Raw genomic sequence first — 18331 nt, 5'->3', positions numbered from 1 at the left:
GGCGTGATCCACCCTGTACGGGGGCACCTGCATCAGGCACCTGCATCACTCCGTGTGGCTATCCGGCCGCCCGCCGTGCCAGCGCCCCGCTCGACCGGGTGACCAGCGCCGCCAGCAGCGCGGCGCCCAGCGGCACCACGATCAGCAGTCCGCCGAGGGTCTCCCACGGCACGGCGACCGGTACGTAGGGCACGGCCTCGGTGACCGAGGAGCCCATCTCGCGGCCCTTGGCGTAGAGCTGCTCCATCTCCCGCCGCTGGGCGAAGCGCAGCCCGACCGCGGGCAGCAGGCCGGCCGCCGAGCCGAGGACGACGCCCATCAGGGCGACCACCCCGCACTGGAAGCCGCTGAGCGTGCGCCGGACCCGCGGAGCGGCGCCGACCGCCGCCAGCGTCTTCAGGTCGGCCTCGGCGTCGGCCTGGGCGAGGCCGGTGGCGATGCCGGCGGCGCCGACGGTGACCAGGCCGGCGAAGACGGTGAGGATGAGGAGGCCCATGTCGCCCCCGCTCTGGTAGCCGGACTCGATGGCGACGTTCGCGTCCACCGCCATCCGGTCGATGTCCCCGTCCAGGGCCTGCCGCTGCTTGCTGGTGGCCGTCTCGTCGAGGGTGAAGTAGCTGCCGGACGGGCTGGTGGTCAGGCCCGCGGCCTTGACCGCGGAGGGCGGCAGGATCAGCTGGCTGCCCCAGGAGTTGGCGCTTGCGGGCGCCTGGTGCACGGCGAACACCTTGTCCTGGCCGGGCGGGTCCTCCCGCCGCATGGAGGCGCCCTCGGCGGCCGTCATGTCGGTGACGACCCGGATGGTCACCTTGCCGTCCTTGACGATGCGCCGGTCGAACGCGACCGGCCGGCCTGCCGCGAGGGCGGAGACGGTGCCGGGGTCGGTGACCGCGAGGACGCGCAGCAGCGTCTCGTCGGCGACGATCGTGCCGTACGGGCTGGACGGGCCTCCGCCGATCCGCGACGCGTCCGCGCAGCGCCAGTCCGTGCGCAGCTTCTTGGCCTCCTCGGCGCTGAAGGAGGCGGGCCCGTTCTCGGCTTCGTAGAGCGGGCAGCGCTGGTCCTTGGGCGTGAGGATCTCGGCCCGGCCGCACGTCGGGTCGGACGAGTACGCCTCGCAGCCCGGCTTGCCGACGACGATCCGGTCCACGTCCGCTCGGGTGGCCACGGGGAGTTGCCGGGACAGGGCCTCACGCAGGGCCGGCATCTCCTTGTGGGCGCTGCCGTCGGCGTTGAGGACCCCGACGCCGTGCGGGAGGCTGGCCACGTACTCGTGCCGCATCTGGAGGTCGCGGCTGTGCTCGTACGTCGCCACCGCGACGGTGCCGGCGACGGCGGCCAGTACGGCGGCGACGGCCGGCGCCGTACGCCCCCGGTTGCGGACCGCGTCGCGCAGCGCGAGCCGCGGCGACAGCGGGAGCCAGCGGCCGAGCCGCCCGAACAGGCCGACCAGGGTCGGGGTGAGGGCGACGATGCCGAGCTCGGCGACGGCACTGCCGCCCGCGACGACGGTGGAGCCCATCTCGGAAGCGCTGCCGTACAGGGCGATCGCGGCGCCTGCGGCGACGGCGACCAGGCCGATGACGGGCAGGACGCGGTTGGCCTTGCGGACCCCGCGGCGGCCGGTCAGCGAGGCGAGGACGGTCTGCCGCGAGGCCGTGACGGCCGGGACGATCGCGGCGAGCAGTCCGGTCACCACGGCGAGCAGGGCGATGCCGGCCAGTTCCAGCGGGCGGACGTCGAAGCCGCCGAAGCGGACGCCGAGCTGGTCCTCCAGGAGGGGCCGCAGCGCGATGGTGAGCGCGATGCCGATGCCGGTGCCGATGACGGCGGCGGCGGCGCCGATGACCAGGCCGCCCGAGAGCACGATGGCGCGGATGTGGCGGCGGTCGCCGCCGTTGGAGCCGACCAGGCCGAGCTGGCGGCGCGAGCGCCGGGCGCCCACGGCGAAGGCGGGTCCGGCCAGCAGGCAGATCTCCAGCATGGCGAGGCCGACGACGGTCGCGAGCACGGCCATCTCGGCGGCGTCGGTGCCGTTGAGCCCGTATTGGTCCTTGGACTGCTGCTGGTAGAGCGGTACCTCGGAGTCGGCGGGCGGGTCGAGGACGACGGCGCGGGAGACGGCGATCGCGCCGTTGGCGTTGGCCGCCTTGACCATGTTCCACGTGAAACCGGCGCCGCCGACCTTGACCAGGTAGCCGTCCTCGGCCCGGACGCCCGAACTCCCGGCGGCCTGCAGGGCCTCGTCGAGCGGGGCGAACAGGGTCCCGGGCGGGGCAGTGATCTGGGGCTTCTTCAGCTCGGAGGGCAGCTCGTACGCGCCGACGATCCGGTACGCGGACTTCGCGCCGCGCGGCAGCACCGAGGAGCCGACGAAGAGCCCCGACTCCTCCAGGAAGGCGTTGGTGGCGATGACCTCGCCCGCGGCCCGCGGGAGGCGGCCGCGGTCGAGCGTGAGCAGGCCGGCCGTCAGCGGGCTGTGCGTGTCGAGTTCGCGGATCTCGGTGTGGAGGAGGCCGTGCCGGGTGCGGACCTTGGCGTGGCCGGTGCTCTCCTTGACGGCCTGGGCACCGGCCGGGAGCGCGGCGAGCACCGGGTCCGGCGCGCCCTCCTTCGGCTTGGACCGCGTCGGGTCGTAGGTCTCGTAGCCGCCGACGGGTGCGGAGGCGTCGCCTCGGGGACTCTGGTAGACGGGGCCGAGGTGCGAGTCGGACAGCCGGGCGTCGGCGGCGCCGATCTTCCGGGACAGGGACTGCTCGGCGGAGAGGTCGGCGCTGCGGAGCGTGAGGTCGGCGGCGCTCACGCCGACGATGGGGAGCGCGATCATGGCGAGGACGAGGGCGCTGCGGCCCTTGGCGCGCCAGGCGTCGCGGCGGGCGATCCGGATCGCGGCGACCCAGGAGTGGTACCAGGAGATCACTGGCCGGCCGCCCGCCCCGAGAGCAGGGAGTCGGCGTGGCTGCGCAGGGTCTCGTCGACCACGCTGCCGTCGCGCAGGAAGACGACGCGGTCGGCCCAGGCGGCGAACCGCGGTTCGTGGGTGACGAGGACCCCGGCCGCCCCCGCGTCGCAGCGGGAGCGCAGCAGGGCGAGTACGGACTCGCCGGTCTCGGAGTCGAGGGCGCCGGTGGGCTCGTCGGCGAGGACGAGGCGGCGGTCGCCGACCAGGGCGCGGGCGATGGCCACGCGCTGCTGCTGGCCGCCGGACATCTCGTCCGGGAAGCGGTCGGCGAGCTGGCGCAGGCCCATCTCCTCCAGCGAGGCGAGCGCGGAGACGCGGGCCTTGCGGGCGGAGACGCCGTCGAGCTCCCGGGGCAGGGCCACGTTCTCGGCCGCGGTGAGGGCCGGTATGAGGTTGTAGTCCTGGAAGACGTACCCGATGCTGCGGCGGCGCAGGGCCGCGAGCTGCTTGCGGCCGGCGGTGGTGATGTCGGTTCCCTCGACGATCACCCGCCCGCTGGTCGGGGTGTCGAGGCCGCCGGCCAGGGTGAGCAGCGTGGACTTGCCGGAGCCGGACGGGCCCATGACGGCGACGAGTTCGCCGGGGAAGACGGAGAGGTCGATGCCGCGCAGGGCGTGGACCTCGGTGGCGCCGCTGCCGTGGGTGCGGACCAGTTGGTCCAACTGCAGCACGGGCGACTGGGACGGGCGCTGGTCAGGCATGAGGGGGTCCCCCTGGGACGGTGGATCAGCCCCGCCGCGTGCGGGCGGTGCGGGGCGGGGTGGTGGTCGGGTCGGTACGGGAGGAGCCCGGGGCGCCGGCGGCCGCGGCTGCCGAGGGGTCCACGGGCCCTGCGGCCTGGGGCGGTCGGGGTGCGTCGGCTCTCCGGTCGGCCGGCAGGGAGAGCCGTACGAGCCGGGCCTCGCAGTGGTCGAGCCAGCGGGCCTCCGCCTCGGTCTGGAAGATCAGCTGTTCCAGGACGAGGAGCCAGGCCACGTCGTCGCGTTCGCGGGTGTCCCCGTTCTCGACGGCGGCGAGTGCCCGGGCCTTGAGCCGGGTGTAGTCCTGCATCGCCCGGATGGTGGCGTGCCGCTGGGACTGGATGACGGCGCGGATGTCCACGCCGGGCGAGCCGACGGCCATGGCGAGCTTGATGGACAGTTCGTCACGGGGCGGGTTCGCCCGGTCGACGGGGCGCTCGTACCACTGGCGCAGTTCGGCGCTTCCGGTGTCGGTGATGACGTAGAGGGTGTGCCCGGCGGCGTCCTCTCCGCCGGGGGCGACGAGGCCGTCGCGTTCCAGGCGGGCGAGGGTGGTGTACACCTGCCCCACGTTCAGTGGCCAGGTGGAGCCGGTGCGGGATTCGAACTCGGTACGCAGCTGTGAGCCGTACCGGGGACCCCGTTCCAGCAGGGCGAGAAGGCCGTGGCGGATCGACATACCGAGTATGTATACCCAGTATGTTCACGCTGGGCAACCATCCTCAGGCGTACGTCCTGAGGGGGAGGCGGATGGTGGCGGGTCCGCGGCGGCGCTCTAGATCCCCCGGCGCAGCCGCGCCCCGAGGTAGCCGAGGCCCACTCCCATCAGGGCGCATCCGGTGCCCAGTGGCAGCAGGTGCGCGGCGAGGTCGGCGGCCCGCTCGTTCGGCGCGGTGCCGAGCGCGGTGGTGGCCCGGGGGCTGGGGGTCGGCTCGGGCTTCGGCGGGGCGGCGGGCCGGGTGCGCGGCCGGACGGCCGGCGGGCGGGAGGCGACCATGGCCTCCCGGTTCACCGGGTCGGTCACCGGCCTGCCCGGTCGTTCCCGGCCGACACCGGGGGCGCTGCCGGCCAGGTCCCCGTACGCGTGCTCCGGCCGGTCGTTCGGCGGTTCGTCCCCCGGCGGCCCGCCGACGGGCAACCGGCGGTTCGAGGGCGCCGCAACGACGGCTGGAGCGGCGGCGGGGACGGCCACCACGGCGGCGGCGAGGGCGGCCGGAGCGGCCGGAGCGGCGGCCGGGGCGCCGAGGACGGCGGGAGCCGTGAGCGCGTGGGCGCCCGGTGCGGCCGTCGCGAGCGCGGCGGCCGCCAGCGCGACGCAGGCCAGCAGGCGCGGCGGACGGAGCCGTGCGACCCGGGTGAGCCGTGCGCCCCGGGTGAGCCGTGCGGCCCAGCGAGTCCGGGCGACCCGCGGAGTCCGGGCGGGCCGGACGCGTCGGGTGCGGTCCCGGGTGCGGCGCCGGGGGTGGAAGCCTGTGAACACGGGGAGCCCCTCCCGTCCCGAGCGACCGAAGTGTCTCGCTCAGATTTACATAGTGGGGCAAAAGCGGCATCCCGGGCGCCCCATCGGGGTGCCCGGGATGCCGGTGTGTCAGATTCCGCGGTGCCGCGGGGGCGTGGAGCCCGCGCCGCGTCCTACTCCGGGTAGCCAGTGGACACGGTCAGCGTGTACTCCGTGCCCTCCTTCTCGATCTTGTCGCCGGCGTTCGGGGACTGGGAGAGCACCGTGTCCTTGCCGAACACCGCCTCGTCCTTCTCGACGATCTTGTACTTGCCGCCCGAGGCCTGGATGCACGCCTTCACCGACAGCAGGTTCTTGTACTTCAGGTCCGGCGCGATGTACTTCCCCGCCTCGCTGTAGTGCTTCGTCGGCTCCTTGCACTTGGACGCGTCGATCGTGCGCGTGACGTCCGCGTCCTTGAACCCCGGCTTGACCGTGGCGGGAGCCGACGCCGAGCTGCCCGGGGAGGCGTTGTCGTCCGGGTCCTTGTCGCCGCCGCTCATCACGATCGCCGTGATCAGGCCGCCGACGGCCAGCAGCGCCACCGCGACCGCGCCCACGACCACGGGCGTGTTCCGCTTCCCGCCGCCCGCGGAGCTCCCCTGGCCCTGCCCGCCCGCCGCCGGCGAGATCGTGTAGGGCGGCGGGGTCTGCGGCGCGTACTGCTGCGGCGCGGGCGCGGGCGTGTGCGGGTAGGCATAGCCGCCCTGCCCGTGCGCCTGCGGGGCCGGCGTCGGGTTCGGCGCGTACGGGGACGGCGCCGGGGTGTGCTGCGGCTGGTACGGCTGCTGCACCGAGTGCTGAGGCGGTGCCTGGAAGCCGGAGTCCACCGGCGGGAACACGGCCGAGGAGACGCCCGCGCCACTGCCGCCCGTCGGCGCCCCCTGGACGATCACCGGGGCCCCGGTCTGCCCGGAAGCCAGCACCCGCGCGACCTCGTCGCCCATGGCGGCGGCGGTGGGGAAGCGCTCGTTCGGGTTCTTCTTCAGCGCCCGCGCCACCAGCGCGTCCATCGCCGGGGTCACCGAGCGGTTGATGGAGGACGGGGCGACCGGCTCCTCCTGGACGTGTGCGTACGCGATGGCCAGCGGGGAGTCCGCGTCGAAGGGGATCCGCCCGGTCAGCAGCTGGAACAGCATGATGCCGACCGAGTAGAGGTCGGAACGGGCGTCGACGCCGCGCCCCAGCGCCTGCTCGGGGGAGAGGTACTGGGGGGTGCCGACGACCATGCCGGTCTGCGTCATCGAGGTGACCCCCGACTGCATGGCGCGCGCGATGCCGAAGTCCATCACCTTGACCACGCCGCGCTTGTTCACCATGACGTTGCCCGGCTTGATGTCCCGGTGGACGAGGCCCATCTCGTGGCTCGTGTCCAGCGCGGCCAGCACGTCGGCCGTCACCTTCAGCGCCCGGTCCGCCGGCATCGCCCCGTACCGCCGGATGTCCTCGTCGAGCACCGAGCCGAGCGGCCGGCCCTCCACGTACTCCATGACGATGTACGGCATCACCGCGCCGCCCAGTTCGCCTTCGCCGGTGTCGAATACCGAGACGATGTTCGTGTGCGACAGTTTGGCTACAGCCTGGGCCTCGCGGCGGAAGCGCTCGCGGAAAGACTGCTCGCGGCCGAGGTCGCTGTGCAGAGTCTTGACGGCGACCTGCCGGTCGAGCGCCGAGTCGTAGGCCAGGTACACGGAGGCCATGCCGCCCTCGCCCAGCAAGTCCCTTAGCTGGTAACGGCCACCGGCCAGAGAGCCGCCCGCGTACTGGCCCTGAGTGCCGTCCTGGCTCATGGCTGTTGCTTCCCCTCGGGATGTGTCACTACGCGTCTGGCTGAGCGCATGTCGCGCCCAGTCTGCCGGAGGGCAAGCACACGTCAAGCCGGGTACCCGATCCGTGACCACACGGGCACAGGGCGCCTTTGTCCGAACGGCGAGCGGTTCCGAGGCTGTAGCGTTCACCGGAACACCAAAGAAGAGGACAACCGCTGAGCGGCGGCCGAGAGAGACGACGGCGAGGACTGATGGCACCCGAACCCGAGGGAAACGGCGCCGGGATGGCCGATGGTCCTGAGTACTGGGGCGCCGGTGGCCTGGTGGGAGACGGCCGTTACCGGCTGACCCACCGCTTGGGCCGAGGCGGCATGGCCGAGGTGTTCGCCGCCGAGGACGTACGCCTGGGCCGCACCGTGGCCGTGAAGCTGCTGCGCGCCGACCTCGCCGAGGACCCGGTCTCCAAGGCCCGCTTCACGCGCGAGGCGCAGTCCGTCGCCGGGCTCAACCACCACGCCGTCGTCGCCGTGTACGACTCGGGCGAGGACCCCGTCGGTCCGAACACCGTCCCGTACATCGTGATGGAGCTGGTCGAGGGCCGCACCATCCGCGAGCTGCTGCTCAGCGCCGAGGCCCCGGGTCCCGAGCAGGCGCTCATCATCGTCTCCGGTGTCCTCGAAGCCCTCGCGTACTCGCACCAGCACGGCATCGTGCACCGTGACATCAAGCCGGCGAACGTCATCATCACCGACGCCGGCGCGGTGAAGGTCATGGACTTCGGCATCGCCCGCGCCCTGCACGGCGTGCAGTCGACGATGACCCAGACCGGCATGGTCATGGGCACCCCGCAGTACCTGTCGCCCGAGCAGGCCCTCGGCAAGGCCGTGGACCACCGCTCCGACCTGTACGCGACCGGCTGTCTGCTGTACGAACTCCTCGCGCTGCGGCCCCCGTTCACCGGTGAGACCCCGCTGTCAGTGGTCTACCAGCACGTTCAGGACGCGCCGATCCCGCCCTCGCACCTGCCCGAGGGCGGTTCGATCCCGAAGGAGCTCGACGGGCTCGTCATGCGCTCCCTCGCGAAGGACCCGGACGACCGGTTCCAGAGCGCCGAGGAGATGCGCGGGCTGACCCAGTACGCCCTCCAGATGCTCCACGAGCAGGGGCCGAACACGGGCACCTGGAACACCGGCCCGGTGACCATGTCGCTGCCGCACGGGCGGGGCCCGGCCGCGACCACGTCCATGTCCGTGGGCGGCTCCGGCGGGCACCAGCAGTACCCCTCGCACGCCACGACCTCGCAGTTCCAGCAGTCGATGGTGCCGCCGATCAACCCGGACGACGGCTCGGCCTTCCCCGGCGGCGGCCGCGGCGGCCAGGGCGGCTACGACGGGTACGAAGACCGCGGCAACGGCGGCAGCCGCTGGAAGATGTGGCTGTTCGCGGTGCTCGCGATCATCGCGGTCGCGGGCGGCGTGGCGTACGCCGTCAGCACCATGAGCGGCGGCGGCAAGAAGGAGGAGCCGCCCGCGCCCCAGACGTCCCAGAGCACGCCCGGCACCCAGCCGAGCCAGCCAGGGACCGAGGAGAACCCGCCGCCGCGCTCGACGCCGGAGACCAGCAACCCCACGTACAACCAGTCGTCGCCGACGCCGAACCGCACGCGGACGCAGAGCCCGAGCCCGACGCCCTCCGCGTCGGCGAGCCCGTCCGCGACGCCGTCGTCGACGCCCTCCACGAAGCCGTCGACGACTCCGTCGACCAAGCCGTCGGTGACGAAGTCCCCCGACCCGCCGGTGACGAAGTCCCCGGATCCGGAGCCCCAGGCAGGGGAATGACCCGCGCAGAAGGGCTCGGCGGAAGTGCCTCCGCCGGGCCCTTCTCCGTACGTGGTTCAGAGCGCGTGCTGATACGCGCGGTCGGGATTCCCCGCCAGGGAGTGCACGGTGACGAACTGGGGTTCGATCCGCATGTAGACGGGGTCGAAGAGCGAGCCGTCCACGAAATGCGGGCCCGGACCGAATAGCTCCAGTTCCGCGTTGGTCGGTTCGACGACCTGGGCGGTGCCGGTGAACTGGACCGACCACAGACGCGCGTCCCGGGAATTGAAGTTGTCGGCGCCATAGGCCACCACGCTTCCGTTGCAGGCCTGGTGGTGGCCGAAACCGGAGTGCATTCGCAGGACGACCTTGCCGTCCACCACGATGTGGCGGGCGAGGGCGAGGAAGGGCAGCGCGCGCATGCTCGTGGCCACCTGGCCGTACGGCACCCGGCGCAGCAGTTCTACGGCGTGGAGTTCCTCTGGGGACATGCCGTCCACTGTCGGGTACCGACGCGTCGGCGGTAAAGAGGATCCCGCCCCCATGATCGGGGACGTTGGTCCCGAATGGAACCATTCCTCCGTCGGCGGAGCCCCCGCGTCAGCGGCGCTTTTCCGCCTGCAGGCGGGCGACGTACGCGGCGGCCTGGGAGCGCCGCTCCATGCCCAGCTTCGACAGCAGGCTGGAGACGTAGTTCTTGATCGTCTTCTCGGCCAGGTGCAGCCGCTCGCCGATGACGCGGTTCGTCAGGCCCTCGCCGATCAGGTCGAGGATCTTGCGCTCCTGGTCGGTGAGGTTGGAGAGGCGGTCGTCGCCCTTCCCATTCTTGCCGTCGCGCAGCCGCTCCAGCACCCGGGCGGTCGCCACCGGGTCGAGCAGGGACTTGCCGGCCGCGACGTCACGTACGGCGCCGAGCAGTTCGTTCCCCCGGATCGCCTTCAGGACGTAGCCCGAGGCACCCGCCATGATCGCGTCGAACAGTGCCTCGTCGTCGGCGAACGAGGTCAGCATCAGGCACTTGATGTCCTCGTTCTGGGAGCGCACCTCGCGGCACACCTCCACGCCGCTGCCGTCCGGCAGGCGAACGTCGAGGACGGCCACGTCGGGACGGGTGGCGGGGATGCGGACCAGGGCGTCGGCGGCGGTACCGGCCTCACCGACGATCTCGATGTCCTCTTCGATCGACAACAGCTCATGAACGCCCCGACGCACCACCTCGTGGTCGTCCAGGAGGAATACCTTGATTTTTCCGTCTTCGCGCACGAAGTCAGTTTCACACACTCACCCCTTCCCTGCCGGGGTTACCCGGGATAACGTGCCGTTGTTCCGGCCCCCTGCAAGGCTGTGACCAGTACGTGTTCCCGGTTCCGCGGATTTACTTGGAAATCCAAGCAAAAACGCAGGTCAAACGGGGTTTCGCAGTTATGCGGCGTACTGGGTAACGTGCATTGCGCAGGGCACTCGCCGGGGCACCTGTCACGCCTGAATCCCGTACCGGACGCGCACCCACCCCGTGCGCGGGTCGGGACGCAGGTGAGCCGCACTGGACCCCGGAGAACCCGGGTGCCGGACCGACGGAGGAGCACACGTGACCGTGGAGAGCACTGCCGCGCGCAAGCCGCGACGCAGCAGTGGCACCAAGCGGGCGGCAGGCGCGGCAAGCGCCCGCAAGACCGCCGCTGCCACCGCACAGACGCAGGACGCCGTACCTCAGCTCGTACAGCTGCTGACGCCCGAGGGGGACCGGGTCGACGCCACGAGCAGCGCCGAGCTGGCGGAATTCGCGCCCTTCGTCGCCGACATCACCACCGAGGACCTGCGCGGGCTCTACCGCGACATGGTCCTCACCCGTCGCTTCGACGGCGAGGCCACCGCGCTGCAGCGCCAGGGCGAGCTGGGCCTGTGGGCCTCGCTCCTCGGCCAGGAGGCCGCGCAGATCGGCTCCGCGCGGGCGCTGAACGACGAGGACTACGTCTTCCCGACCTACCGGGAACACGGCGTGGCCTGGTGCCGCGGGGTCGACCCGACCAACCTGCTCGGCATGTTCCGCGGTGTGAACCACGGCGGCTGGGACCCGACGATCAACAACTTCCACCTGTACACGATCGTCATCGGTTCGCAGACGCTGCACGCGACCGGTTACGCGATGGGCGTGGCCAAGGACGGCGCCGACTCGGCGGTCATCGCCTACTTCGGCGACGGCGCGTCCAGCCAGGGAGACGTCGCCGAGGCGTTCACGTTCTCGGCCGTCTACAACTCCCCCGTGGTGTTCTTCTGCCAGAACAACCAGTGGGCGATCTCCGAGCCCACCGAGCGCCAGATGCGCGTACCGCTCTACCAGCGCGCCCAGGGCTTCGGCTTCCCGGGCGTCCGTGTCGACGGCAACGACGTGCTGGCCTGTCTGGCCGTGACCCGCTGGGCCCTGGACCGCGCGCGCCGCGGCGAGGGCCCGACGCTGGTCGAGGCGTTCACGTACCGGATGGGCGCGCACACGACGTCCGACGACCCGACGAAGTACCGGCGGGACGAGGAGACGGCGGCCTGGGAGGCGAAGGACCCGATCCTGCGCCTGAAGACCCACCTGCTGGCCTCCGGCGGCGCCGACGAGGCGTTCTTCGCCGAGCTGGAGGTCGAGAGCGAGGCGCTGGGCAAGCGCGTGCGCGAGGCGGTGCGGGCCATGCCCGACCCGGACACCATGGCGATCTTCGAGAACGTCTACGCGGACGGGCACGCGCTCGTCGACGAGGAGCGCGCGCAGTTCGCCGCCTACCTCGCGTCCTTCGAGGGTGGGGAGTGACCGCCATGGCCATCGAGAAGATGTCGCTCGCGAAGGCGCTCAACGAGTCGCTGCGCAAGGCCCTGGAAACGGACCCGAAGGTCCTCATCATGGGAGAGGACGTCGGCAAGCTCGGCGGCGTCTTCCGGATCACCGACGGACTGCAGAAGGACTTCGGCGAGGAGCGGGTCATCGACACCCCGCTCGCCGAGTCGGGCATCGTCGGCACGGCGATCGGGCTCGCGCTGCGCGGCTACCGGCCCGTCGTGGAGATCCAGTTCGACGGTTTCGTGTTCCCCGCGTACGACCAGATCGTCACGCAGCTCGCGAAGATGCACGCGCGCGCCCTGGGCAAGATCAAGATGCCGGTCGTCATCCGCATCCCGTACGCGGGCGGCATCGGCGCGGTCGAGCACCACTCGGAGTCCCCGGAGGCGCTGTTCGCGCACGTCCCCGGCCTGAAGGTGGTCTCGCCGAGCAACGCCTCGGACGCCTACTGGATGCTCCAGCAGGCGATCCTCAGCAACGACCCGGTGATCTTCTTCGAGCCGAAGCGGCGCTACTGGGACAAGGGCGAGGTCGACGTCGAGGCGATCCCGGAGGCGCTGCACGCCTCCCGGGTGGCCCGCGAGGGCTCGGACATCACCCTGGCGGCCTACGGCCCGATGGTGAAGGTCTGCCTGGAGGCCGCCGCGGCCGCCGCCGAGGAGGGCAAGTCGGTCGAGGTCGTGGACCTGCGCTCGATGTCCCCGGTGGACTTCGACGGCATCCAGGCGTCGGTGGAGAAGACCCGCCGGCTCGTGGTCGTCCACGAGGCGCCGGTGTTCCTCGGCGTGGGCTCGGAGATCGCCGCCCGCATCACGGAGCGGTGCTTCTACCACCTGGAGGCCCCGGTCCTGCGCGTCGGCGGCTTCCACGCGCCGTACCCGCCGGCCCGCCTGGAGGACGAGTACCTGCCCGGCCTGGACAGGGTGCTCGACGCCGTCGACCGCTCGCTGGCGTACTGAGGAGAGCCCTGTGACGATCCGCGAATTCAAGATGCCCGATGTGGGCGAGGGCCTCACCGAGGCCGAGATCCTCAAGTGGTACGTCCAGCCGGGTGACACGGTCACCGACGGCCAGGTCGTCTGCGAGGTGGAGACGGCCAAGGCCGCCGTGGAGCTGCCGATCCCGTTCGACGGTGTCGTGCACGCCCTGCTCTTCGAGGAGGGCACCACGGTCGACGTCGGCCAGGTGATCATCTCCGTGCAGACCGCCCCGGGCGCCGCCTCGGAGGCCCCGGTCCAGGAGGCGGCCCCGGCCGCCGCCGAGGAGCCGGCCCCCGCCGCCCGCCAGCCCGTGCTGGTCGGGTACGGGGTCTCCACCGCCTCCACCAAGCGCCGCCCGCGCAAGGCCCCGGCGGGCACGACCGCGCAGAACGGCACGGCGGCGGCCCCCGCTCCGGCGGCGCCCGCGGCGGCCGTCCCGGCGCAGACGAACGGCAACGGCAGCGCCTGCGCCGCCGCGGAACGGCCCCTGGCCAAGCCGCCGGTGCGCAAGCTCGCCAAGGACCTCGGCATCGACCTGTCCTTCGTGGTGCCCACCGGGGACGGCGGGGTCGTGACCCGGGAGGACGTCCACGCGGCGGCCGCCGCGGCGATCGCCCCGCAGGCCGTGGCACCCGCCCCGGCCGCGGCTTTGGCCGTCGCTCCGGCCGCCGCCGGGGCCTCCGTCCCGGCCGCCGCCGTGGCGGTCGTGCCGGGGGCGCGGGAGACCCGTATCCCGGTCAAGGGCGTCCGCAAGGTCACCGCCCAGGCCATGGTCGGCTCCGCGTTCACCGCGCCGCACGTCACCGAGTTCATCACGCTCGACGTGACCCGCACGATGAAGCTGGTCCAGGAGCTCAAGGCCGATCCGGACCTGGCGGGGCTGCGCGTCAACCCGCTGCTCCTCATCGCCAAGGCCGTCCTGGTGGCGATCCGCCGCAACCCGGACGTCAACGCGTCCTGGGACGAGGGGTCCCAGGAGATCGTGCTCAAGCACTACGTCAACCTGGGCATCGCGGCGGCCACCCCCCGGGGGCTGATCGTCCCGAACATCAAGGACGCCCACGCCCAGACCCTCGGCGAGCTGTCGGAGTCCCTGTCCTCGCTGGTCGCCACGGCCCGTGACGGCAAGACCTCCCCGGCGGACATGCAGCAGGGCACCTTCACCATCACCAACGTGGGTGTCTTCGGCGTCGACACCGGTACGCCGATCATCAACCCCGGCGAGTCCGCGATCCTCGCGGTCGGTGCGATCAAGCTCCAGCCGTGGGTCCACAAGGGCAAGGTGAAGCCCCGCCAGGTCACCACGCTGGCGCTGTCGTTCGACCACCGTCTGATCGACGGCGAGCTCGGCTCCCGCTTCCTGGCCGACATCGCGGCGGTCCTGGAACACCCGCGCCGCCTCGTCACCTGGGCGTAGCACCGCAGTCGGTACGCACGCATGGCCGGTTTCCGCTCCTGGAGGCCGGCCATACGTGTGGGTACGGGCCGGCGCGGGGCCCGTACCCGCGCGACGGGCGGGCCGGGCGGGTCAGGCGGGCCCGGCGGGCCCGGCGGGTCAGGGCCGGGCGGGCCTCTCGCCGGGGCCTTCCGCCGGGCCCCAGCGGGCCGCTGTAAACCCCTGGCCTGCGGGAACGGCCCGTGTGATCATCGCCGGATGTTCTTCCGCGCCGCCAAGGCAGACCCCGCAGACCCCGCCCACCCCGCAGACCTGGACCGCGCCGCGTCCTGGCCGGCCGACGGTCCCGTCACCGCGCTGACCGCCGGGAAGGTCCGGGAGGAGTTCGCCGCGCACCGGATGCGCCCCGAGTGGACCTGGTTCGCCGAGGACGGGGACGGCCGCGTCCTCGGGCGCGCCCTGTGGTGGGGCCGCGCCGACAGCGAGCGACCGGTCGCGCTCGACTGCCTCCAGGTCGGGGCCGGCGTCCCCGACCCGGCCGCCGTGGCCGCCGGACTGCTGGAGGCCGGCCACGCCGCGTTCGGCAACCGCCCCGGCTACCACCTCTCGCTGCCCCGGGGCTGGCGAACCGACCCGGCCGCCGCCGCGGCGGTCGCCTGGCGCCGGGAGGCCGCGTACGCAACCGGGCTGACCCGGGAGATCGAGCGGCTGCGCTACGAGTGGACCCCGGCGGCCGGCACCGCCCCGCCCACCGGCCGGCTCGTCTTCCGCGACGGCACCGACGAGGAGTTCCTGGACGCCTTCACCCGGCTCTCCCGGGGCAGCCTGGACCTGGCCACCCGCACCGAGCTGCTCGCCAAGGACGCCGGGGAACTGGCCCGCGAGGACATGGCGTTCTACCTCGACTGCCCGGGCGAGCGGTCCTGGTGGCGCCTGGCGCACCTGCCCGACGGCACCCTCGCGGGCCTGGCCGTCCCGTCCGCGACCCCGTACCACCGCAACGTCGGCTACCTGGGCGTCGTACCGGAGCAGCGCGGGAAGGGGCTGATCGACGAGGTCCTCGCCGAGATCACCCGCTTCCACGCGGCCGCGGGCGCCGACCGCGTCACGGCGACCACCGACACCGTCAACGTGCCGATGGCGGCGGCCTTCGACCGGGCCGGGTACGAGGTGACGGAGATCCGCCTCGTCCTCGAAGACCCGGCCGGGTGAGGCGGGGAGCGGCGCGTTCGTGCCGGGCGCCGGGGATCCCGGCTCCGTAGGGGATTTCCGTACCCCGAGGCGGTACCCTCCCGGCGTGCCGATAGCCGAATTGCAGGTGTACTCCGTCGAGGAGGCCGACGTCACGGGCGGCGTGTGCGTGGTCCGGTGCGTGGGCGGGGTGGCGCGCGCCGGACAGGTGTACGCGGCGGGGGAGCTGCGGCTGGGCCTGCGCCGCATCGAGCGGTACGGGCGGACCGTCGCCTCCTTCGACGCCGGACACATCGCGAGGGTCCACCTCACGGGCGCCGTGGTGGCCCTGCTCAGCCGGGGCCAGGTGCTGACGGCGGTGCCGCCGGACGGCCACTCGCTGGAGGTGCTGGAGGAGTGGCTGGCCACCGGCCCGCCGCTGGGCGACGAGCCCCGGCCCCGGTCCCTGCACACCCTGGCCGCGGGACGGATGCGGGACGAGCGGGCGCCGGACGGGATCCGGCTGCGCTGGGGCCGGGTGGCGCTGGCCGCCGCCGACCGCTGCGCGCGGGCCGAAGGCGCCGACGCGCTGGTCCGGGGGGCCGAGCTGGCGGCCGTACGGGGCTACCTGATCCGGGAGTTCGGCCCGGGACGCGGCGGCGACCCGGCGGCCCTGTGCCGGGAGCTGCTGGCGCTGATCGACCTGACCCCGCGGGCGGCCGCCGCGGAGGCCCGCGCCTGGCGGGACCTCCCGCGCGCGCGGATCCTGCACCTGCGCCGCATCAAGAACCTGCTCCCCTGGCTGGTCCTGGTCCGACCGCACCTCACGGACTCCGACCCGCTGGCCGAGGCGGTGGACGAGTGGGCCGCGGTACGACCCCGACTGCCGTGAGCCAATGGCCGCCTGACGGAACCTCAGGTCTGCCTCTGAATACGGGTCCCCGTGGTTCGGCCGGGGCGGGCGGCGGACATCAACTCGGCGTGGACACGGTGGACATGTACGAGACGGCCCTCCTCGCGGGGGGACCGCGCCGGCCACCCGGGCGACGGTGGCCACTCCTGCGGCGGTGGGGGCGGCGGCGGTGACTGAGCCGGACCCCGCGCCGCCCGCCCGGTAGCGGAACCGCGGCGGCGCCACCCCGTCCCCCGGCCCCCGGCGGAGCCGGAGCGGCACGCCCCCCGTGCCTCCGCGCGACCGCTCGGACCCCCTTGACGCCCCTCTCCGGTCGGGGGACGCTCCCGTGTCTCGCATCAAACGGTTGCAGCTGGGGGGCCGCTATGCCGGAGGAGACCGTGCAGACGGTGGGGGAGCTGCGGGCGCGGCTCACGGCGTACGGGGCGCGGTGGTCGGTCCTGGAGCACCTGGCCGACGCGGAGCCGCTGCCGCGGCCCGCGCTCGGCCTGGAGCCGGGGGTGAACCTGACGACCGCCGAGGACGCGGGCACGGTCGACCTCCGCGCGCTGGTCGGACGGGAGAGCGGCAATCCGCACCTCACCCGGCGGCGCGCCGCGCACGGCCTGCTGCCCGGGGCGGCGGCCGCCGCGGCCCGGCCCGCGGCCGTGGACTGGCGCGGGCGCTGGGGGTGGCCCTGGATCAGCAAGGTGAAGGACCAGAACCCCTGCGGCTCCTGCTGGGCCTTCGGCGCGGCGGGGCTGGTGGAGTCCATGGCCCGGATCGAGCACTGTGTCTGGGCCGAGCGCTCCGAGGGGGACGTGCACGACGGGCTCAAGTTCACGTGCGGGCAGGGCAGCAACCCCGAGACGGCCCTGGACTGGGTCAAGGCCAACGGCGGTCTCGCCGACCCGGACTGCTGGCCGTACAGCACCCCGCCCCCGGGCCTGCCCGCCGCCCGCCGCGACGCCTGGCGGGCCGAGTACACGCCGAGCTGGGACCGGTCGGGGAGGACCGTACGGATCACCGACTACGTCCGGCTCGGCGACGTGGAGCAGCAGAAGGTCTGGCTGGACACGGTGGGCCCGCTGACGGCCTGCTTCGACGTGTACGACGACTTCTTCGCCCTCGGCTCCGGCGTCTACCACCACACGGCCGGACAACTGGCTGGTGGACACTGCGTGTTGATCGTCGGCTACGACGACGCGGCCGGCTGCTGGCTGTTCAAGAACTCCTGGGGCACGGGCTACCACGTCGGCGGCTACGGCCGGATCGCCTACGGCGAGGTCAACATCGACCACTGGGCCAAGTGCGGCCTGCGCGGCACCAACGTCGACCCGTGGAGCAAGCGCCGCCTGCACGCCGGCAACGTCTACGAGAGCGGCAACGGCCGTGCCCACCGCAACTTCGAGCTCCTCGCCACCACGACCGGCGGCCGCCTCCAGCACTGGTGGCGCGAGGGCGACGCGCCGTTCGCCTGGACCAGCGCCGACGCCTTCGCGCACGACGCCTCCGGGCAGCCCGCCTTCACCGGCAGCACCTACAACCGCAACATGGAGTCCCTGCACGTGACCACGGGCGGCCGGCTGCGCCACTGGTACTTCGAGCAGTCCGCCCGCGTCTGGCGCGACGGCGGCGCCTTCGGCCCGGGGGACGCGGCGCTCGGCGCCACCCCCGGGTTCATCCAGAGCGACTACGGCAAGCCGGGCAACTTCGAGGCCGTGGTCCGCACCGCCGACGGCCGGCTGAACCACTGGTGGCGCATCAACGGGGCCCCCTGGTCGTGGAACGACGGCGGTCGCTTCGCCTCCGGCATCGCCCACCACGGCCCCGCCCTGGTCCAGACCCGCTCCCGGCGCCTCGACCTGGTCGCCGCCCGGACCGACGGCCGGATGCAGCTGTGGTGGCGGGACGACGCGAACGGCTTCGCCTGGCGGCCCGGGGAGGTCTTCGGCGCCGCGGCCGTCTCGGCGCCCTGCCTGATCGAGGGCCAGTACGGGGCCGCCGACGAGGACACCGCCGGGAACTACGAGCTGTGCGTGGCCGTCGCCGGCGGGCGCGTGGAGCACTGGTGGCGCGGCAACGCCTCCGGCTCGGCCTGGAGCCGCAGCGCGGTCTTCGGGCACGACGTGCTCGCGGTCACCGGGATGCTCCAGGGCAGTTTCGGGTTCAACCTGGAAGTCGTCGCCCTGCGCACCGACCGCCTGCTCCAGCACTACTGGCGCGACGGCGCCGGCTGGCACGAGGGGGCCGTCATCGGCCCCGTCTGAGGCGCGGGAA

General features: G+C 73.2%; 14 protein-coding genes. 7 read left to right on the top strand and 7 right to left on the bottom strand.

Annotated features, from left to right (window positions below; all coding sequences use genetic code 11):
- Nucleotides 1–58: 58 nt before the first annotated feature.
- From ACFWTC_RS16405 to ACFWTC_RS16385, 5 genes are all read right to left on the bottom strand, one after another.
- Nucleotides 59–2920, bottom strand: a complete 2862-nt coding sequence (locus ACFWTC_RS16405; protein ID WP_384027644.1) for an ABC transporter permease — start codon at nt 2918–2920, stop codon at nt 59–61.
- Nucleotides 2917–3663 carry an ABC transporter ATP-binding protein gene (locus tag ACFWTC_RS16400; RefSeq protein ID WP_384027646.1) on the bottom strand — a complete coding sequence of 249 codons (747 nt, stop codon included), beginning with the start codon at nt 3661–3663 and terminating at the stop codon, nt 2917–2919. Before ACFWTC_RS16400 ends, ACFWTC_RS16405 begins: the two co-directional genes overlap by 4 nt.
- Before the next feature lie 25 nt (nt 3664–3688).
- A complete protein-coding gene (locus ACFWTC_RS16395) occupies nt 3689–4381 on the bottom strand; it encodes a PadR family transcriptional regulator (RefSeq protein WP_383916055.1) in 693 nt (230 codons plus the stop codon).
- Nucleotides 4382–4477: 96 nt separating this feature from the next.
- Nucleotides 4478–5182, bottom strand: a complete 705-nt coding sequence (locus ACFWTC_RS16390) for a hypothetical protein (RefSeq protein ID WP_384027648.1) — start codon at nt 5180–5182, stop codon at nt 4478–4480.
- 152 nt (nt 5183–5334) lie between these two features.
- Entirely contained in the window at nt 5335–6990 is a 1656-nt protein-coding gene (locus ACFWTC_RS16385) for a protein kinase (protein ID WP_383916059.1), read from the bottom strand.
- A 230-nt stretch (nt 6991–7220) separates the two neighbouring features.
- On the opposite strand from ACFWTC_RS16385, the gene ACFWTC_RS16380 reads away from it, so the two are divergent.
- Nucleotides 7221–8807, top strand: coding sequence for a protein kinase (locus ACFWTC_RS16380; RefSeq protein ID WP_383916061.1), 1587 nt, complete (start codon nt 7221–7223; stop codon nt 8805–8807).
- A gap of 56 nt (nt 8808–8863) precedes the next feature.
- On the opposite strand, the gene ACFWTC_RS16375 is transcribed toward ACFWTC_RS16380, so the two are convergent.
- Nucleotides 8864–9280: a pyridoxamine 5'-phosphate oxidase family protein gene (locus ACFWTC_RS16375; RefSeq protein WP_383916063.1), complete on the bottom strand. Its 417-nt coding sequence runs from the start codon at nt 9278–9280 to the stop codon at nt 8864–8866.
- Nucleotides 9281–9389: 109 nt separating this feature from the next.
- Entirely contained in the window at nt 9390–10052 is a 663-nt protein-coding gene (locus ACFWTC_RS16370; protein ID WP_384027650.1) for a response regulator, read from the bottom strand.
- A gap of 325 nt (nt 10053–10377) precedes the next feature.
- Here ACFWTC_RS16370 and pdhA point away from each other — a divergent pair, with 325 nt between their 5' ends.
- From pdhA to ACFWTC_RS16340, 6 genes are all read left to right on the top strand, one after another.
- Entirely contained in the window at nt 10378–11586 is a 1209-nt protein-coding gene (gene pdhA, locus ACFWTC_RS16365; protein ID WP_383916067.1) for a pyruvate dehydrogenase (acetyl-transferring) E1 component subunit alpha, read from the top strand.
- A gap of 5 nt (nt 11587–11591) precedes the next feature.
- Nucleotides 11592–12572, top strand: coding sequence for an alpha-ketoacid dehydrogenase subunit beta (locus ACFWTC_RS16360; protein WP_267725136.1), 981 nt, complete (start codon nt 11592–11594; stop codon nt 12570–12572).
- A gap of 31 nt (nt 12573–12603) precedes the next feature.
- Nucleotides 12604–14010, top strand: a complete 1407-nt coding sequence (locus ACFWTC_RS16355) for a dihydrolipoamide acetyltransferase family protein (protein ID WP_383916080.1) — start codon at nt 12604–12606, stop codon at nt 14008–14010.
- A 237-nt stretch (nt 14011–14247) separates the two neighbouring features.
- Entirely contained in the window at nt 14248–15201 is a 954-nt protein-coding gene (locus tag ACFWTC_RS16350) for a GNAT family N-acetyltransferase (RefSeq protein WP_384027652.1), read from the top strand.
- An 85-nt stretch (nt 15202–15286) separates the two neighbouring features.
- Nucleotides 15287–16051 carry a hypothetical protein gene (locus tag ACFWTC_RS16345; RefSeq protein WP_383929702.1) on the top strand — a complete coding sequence of 255 codons (765 nt, stop codon included), beginning with the start codon at nt 15287–15289 and terminating at the stop codon, nt 16049–16051.
- 386 nt (nt 16052–16437) lie between these two features.
- Nucleotides 16438–18321 (top strand): C1 family peptidase, encoded by a 1884-nt coding sequence (locus ACFWTC_RS16340; protein WP_383929705.1) that lies wholly within the window; start codon nt 16438–16440, stop codon nt 18319–18321.
- The last annotated feature ends 10 nt before the right edge of the window (nt 18322–18331 follow it).

Origin of the sequence: Streptomyces sp. NPDC058619 (genome assembly GCF_042717785.1) — a bacterium.
GTDB lineage: Bacteria > Actinomycetota > Actinomycetes > Streptomycetales > Streptomycetaceae > Streptomyces.
Note: the sequence above shows the minus strand (reverse complement) of the source record. Positions and strands in the feature narration are given on the sequence as shown.

What these genes read in the sequence shown, in the direction of transcription:
- ACFWTC_RS16380 (WP_383916061.1), top strand. Translation starts at nt 7,221, where the DNA reads ATGGCACCCGAACCCGAGGGAAACGGCGCCGGGATGGCCGATGGTCCT.
- ACFWTC_RS16375 (WP_383916063.1), bottom strand. Translation starts at nt 9,280, where the DNA reads ATGTCCCCAGAGGAACTCCACGCCGTAGAACTGCTGCGCCGGGTGCCG.
- ACFWTC_RS16355 (WP_383916080.1), top strand. Translation starts at nt 12,604, where the DNA reads ATGCCCGATGTGGGCGAGGGCCTCACCGAGGCCGAGATCCTCAAGTGG.
- ACFWTC_RS16350 (WP_384027652.1), top strand. Translation starts at nt 14,248, where the DNA reads ATGTTCTTCCGCGCCGCCAAGGCAGACCCCGCAGACCCCGCCCACCCC.
- ACFWTC_RS16400 (WP_384027646.1), bottom strand. Translation starts at nt 3,663, where the DNA reads ATGCCTGACCAGCGCCCGTCCCAGTCGCCCGTGCTGCAGTTGGACCAA.
- ACFWTC_RS16385 (WP_383916059.1), bottom strand. Translation starts at nt 6,990, where the DNA reads ATGAGCCAGGACGGCACTCAGGGCCAGTACGCGGGCGGCTCTCTGGCC.
- ACFWTC_RS16340 (WP_383929705.1), top strand. Translation starts at nt 16,438, where the DNA reads ATGCCGGAGGAGACCGTGCAGACGGTGGGGGAGCTGCGGGCGCGGCTC.
- ACFWTC_RS16360 (WP_267725136.1), top strand. Translation starts at nt 11,592, where the DNA reads ATGGCCATCGAGAAGATGTCGCTCGCGAAGGCGCTCAACGAGTCGCTG.
- ACFWTC_RS16395 (WP_383916055.1), bottom strand. Translation starts at nt 4,381, where the DNA reads ATGTCGATCCGCCACGGCCTTCTCGCCCTGCTGGAACGGGGTCCCCGG.